At 73.7% G+C, this 3,601-nt stretch carries 4 protein-coding genes and 1 pseudogene; 3 read left to right on the forward strand and 2 right to left on the reverse strand.

Translation table 11 applies throughout. The features are described from left to right. Window positions 1-147 (reverse strand): annotated as a pseudogene (locus GTW43_RS37360) (transcriptional regulator); the annotation flags it as partial. Window positions 148-249: 102 nt separating this feature from the next. On the opposite strand from GTW43_RS37360, the gene GTW43_RS00455 reads away from it, so the two are divergent. Next, window positions 250-957 (forward strand): SDR family NAD(P)-dependent oxidoreductase, encoded by a 708-nt coding sequence (locus GTW43_RS00455; protein ID WP_161299530.1) that lies wholly within the window; start codon window positions 250-252, stop codon window positions 955-957. A gap of 104 nt (window positions 958-1,061) precedes the next feature. After that, window positions 1,062-2,105, forward strand: a complete 1,044-nt coding sequence (locus GTW43_RS00460) for a methyltransferase (protein ID WP_161299531.1) — start codon at window positions 1,062-1,064, stop codon at window positions 2,103-2,105. A 2-nt stretch (window positions 2,106-2,107) separates the two neighbouring features. On the opposite strand, the gene GTW43_RS00465 is transcribed toward GTW43_RS00460, so the two are convergent. Continuing rightward, complete coding sequence (locus GTW43_RS00465; protein WP_161299532.1) at window positions 2,108-2,983, reverse strand: undecaprenyl-diphosphate phosphatase; 876 nt, start codon at window positions 2,981-2,983, stop codon at window positions 2,108-2,110. Between the two features lie 274 nt (window positions 2,984-3,257). Here GTW43_RS00465 and GTW43_RS00470 point away from each other — a divergent pair. After that, a partial coding sequence (locus GTW43_RS00470; protein ID WP_161299533.1) for a cupin domain-containing protein occupies window positions 3,258-3,601 on the forward strand: 344 nt, incomplete at its 3' end.

A 3,601-nucleotide genomic window follows, 5' to 3' on the forward strand; every position in this document is an offset into this window, starting at 1 on the left:
TAGCTCCTCGCGGCGCAGCCCGGACGCACGGCGCCGTCCGGCCGCAGGCAGCCCCACCGCCTCCGGCGGCACCCGGTCCCGCCACCGCCGCAGCATCGCGCCGAAGTCCTCGAAGCCGTCGCTGGGTCCCGGTGCCGCGCTCGCCATGCCCTCCACTGTGCCCTGTCCGGTACGGATCTTCCTGGTACCCGCGGTCCCAGGAAGCCGGAGGCACTGGCCCGCCCCGCCGCGGCGGCGCAGCCTGGAGCCATGACCACCACACTGATCACCGGGGCCAACAAGGGCCTCGGCCGCGAGACCGCCCGCCGCCTCCTCGCCGCGGGCCACACCGTCTACATCGGCAGCCGGGACCCCGAGCGCGGCCGCGCCACCGCCGCCGAGCTCGGCGCGCGCCACGTCGTCATCGACGTCACCGACGAGGAGTCCGTCGCCGCCGCGGCCCGCACGATCGAGGCCGACGGCGGGCTCGACGTCCTCGTGAACAACGCCGGGATCGAGGGCCGCACCGAGGGCAACGGCATCGTCGCGCCCGCCGACGAGACGGTGGACACCCTGCGCCCGCTCTTCGAGACGAACGTCTTCGGCACGCTGCGCGTCACCCACGCCTTCCTGCCGCTGCTGCACCGCTCCGCCGCCCCCGTCATCGTCAATGTGAGCAGCGGGCTCGCCTCGATGGCCCTGGTCACCGACCCGGCCGCCCCGGCGCACGGCTACCCGGGCATCGCCTACCCCGCGTCCAAGACCGCGGTGAACATGCTGACCGTCCAGTACGCCAAGGCCTTCCCCCGACTGCGCGTCAACTCCGTCGAACCGGGGTTCACCAGGACCGACCTCAACGGCAACCAGGGCACCCAGACCGTCGAGGAGGGCGCCGAGATCATCGTCCGCATGGCCCAGGTCGCGCCGGACGGCCCGACCGGCGGCTTCTTCGACGCGGCGGGCCCGGTCGGCTGGTGACACGACGACCGGAGCCCGACGACACGGCCTAGGCTGAACCCCGCCACGACCCGAGCGGACGCGATCCGGCACCGGCCGGACGCCGACGCCCCCCGGAGGACGCCATGGCCGAGCTGCCCGAACCCACCGGCGCGGACCGCGGCGCGCTCATGAGCACCGTGTTCGGTCACATGGCGGCGCAGGCGCTGGCCGCCGCGGTGCGCCTCGGCATCGCCGACCGGCTCGACGCACAGCCCCGGGACGCGGCCGACGTCGCCGCCGCGCTGGGCACCCACCCGGACGCCACCTGCCGCCTGCTGCGGGCCCTGGCCGCCGCCGGGCTGACCACCGAGACCGCACCCGGAGCCTTCACCCTCACGGGGCGCGGCGCCCTGCTGCGCACCGGCCGCGCGGACTCGATGGCGGGGTTCGTCGGGATGTTCCTCGACCCCGCCATGATCGGGTCCTGGGCCCGGCTCGACGACAGCGTCCGGACCGGCAGACCGGTGTTCGAGGAGCTGTTCGGCACCGACTTCTTCGGCCACCTCGCCGCGCACCCCGAGCTGTCCCGGGCCTTCGACGCGTCGATGCGCCAGGGCGGCCGGGCCGCCGCCGCGCTGCTGCCCCCGGCGCTCGGCCTGTCCGGCGCCCGCGCGGTCACCGACGTGGGCGGCGGCGACGGGGCGCTGCTCGCGGCGGTGCTGACCGCGTATCCGCACCTGCGGGGCGTCCTGTTCGAGTTGCCCCGCGTCGCGGCCGAGGCCGGCCGGGTGCTCGGCGAGGCGGGTGTCGCCGACCGCTGCGAGGTCGTCACCGGTGACTTCTTCGCGTCCGTGCCCGCCGGTTCGGACGTCTATCTGCTCAAGGGCGTGGTCCACGACTGGGACGACGCACGGGCCGCCGCGATCCTCGCCCGCGTGCGCGCCGTGCTGCCGCCCGGCGGCCGGGTGCTGATCGTCGAGGTCGTGCTGCCGGAGACCGTCGACGGTTCACAGTCGCCCATGATGTACCTGGGCGATCTCAACATGCTGGTCAACGTGGGCGGCCGCGAACGCACCGCGGCGCAGTTCCGGGAGCTGTGCGCGCGGGCCGGGCTCGCCGTGACCGCGGTGACACGGATGCCCGAGGAGATCGGGCTGTCCGTCGTCGAGGCCGCGGCCGCGGGCTGAGGTCAGCCCGCCGACTCGGCGGCGTGCGGGCTCAGGACGCCCAGCGAGACCAGGACGATGATCGCGACGCCGAGCGCGATCCGGTAGTAGACGAACGGCATGAAGCTCTTCGTCGAGATGTACTTCATCAGCCAGGCGATGATCGCGTAGCCCACGACGAACGCGATGAGCGTCGCGAAGACCGTCGGGCCCCACGCGACGTGCCCGCCCTCGGTGGCGTCCTTCAGCTCGAAGACGCCGGAGGCGAGCACCGCCGGGATGGCCAGCAGGAACGAGTAGCGGGCCGCGGACTCGCGCGTGTAGCCGAGGAAGAGGCCGCCGCTGATGGTGGCGCCGGAGCGTGAGACGCCGGGGATCAGGGCCATCGCCTGGCACACGCCGTAGATCAGGCCGTCCTTGACCGAGAGGTCCTTGAGCTCCTTGCGCGAGCGCACGGCGCGGTGCCTGCCGCCCAGCTCGTCCCTGGCCGCGAGCCGGTCGGCGACGCCGAGCACGACACCCAGCAGGATCAGTGTCGTCGCCGTCAGCCGCAGGTCGCGGAACGGACCCTCGATCTGGTCCTTGAAGGCGAGCCCGAGCACGCCGATCGGGATCGAGCCGACGATCACCAGCCAGCCCATCTGGGCGTCGTGGTCCCCGCGCATCGACCGGTCGGTCAGCGACCTGAACCAGGAGGAGATGATGCGGGCGATGTCCTTGCGGAAGTAGATCACCACCGCGGTCTCGGTGCCGAGCTGGGTGATCGCCGTGAAGGCCGCGCCCGGGTCGTTCCAGCCGGCGAACGCGGCAGTGAGACGCAGATGGGCGCTCGACGAGATCGGCAGGAACTCTGTCAGCCCCTGGACGAGTCCGAGAATGAATGATTCGAACCAAGACATGGAGGAGAGACGCGATCCAGGTGACGGGAGGGAGCACCGGGTCCGCGAGCGCGGTCCGGGCGCGCAGATGCGTCCCCGCATGGGCCGCGGGGCGTGCGCGGGGGCAGCGTAGCGCCCGAAAGTGACGGGCCTGCGACGGGGGGCCGTCGGGGTGGGGGCGCGGGAGCGACGCGCCCTTGACCGGTTCCGGGGGCCCGCCTAGGTTCGGCGCCCGAGGGGAAAGCGCTTGCCGAGCGGGAGTGCGGACCCGTGGCCGAGCCGTGGAGGAGCAGCCGTGGACCACCTCGCACACGCGTCCGGCGCCTATGGCGGTCCGCCCGGTGGCGTCGCCGTCTCCCATCTGACCGTGTACGACTGGCCCGCGGCCGACGGGCTGTGCGGCGGCACCCCGCACATCCATCTGACCTGCAGCGAGGGGTACGTCGTCATCGGCGGCCGGGGCGCCGTCCACACGCTCACCGCCGAGGGGCACCGGCGCACCCCGCTCACGGCCGGCACGGTCGCCTGGTTCACGCCGGGCACGGTCCACCGCCTGGTCAACGAGGACGGCGCGCTGCGGATCGTCGTCCTCATGCAGAACGGCGGACTGCCCGAGGCGGGCGACGCCGTCCTCACGCT

The organism is Streptomyces sp. SID5785 (assembly GCF_009870065.1).
In the GTDB taxonomy this organism is placed as follows: Bacteria; Actinomycetota; Actinomycetes; order Streptomycetales; family Streptomycetaceae; genus Streptomyces.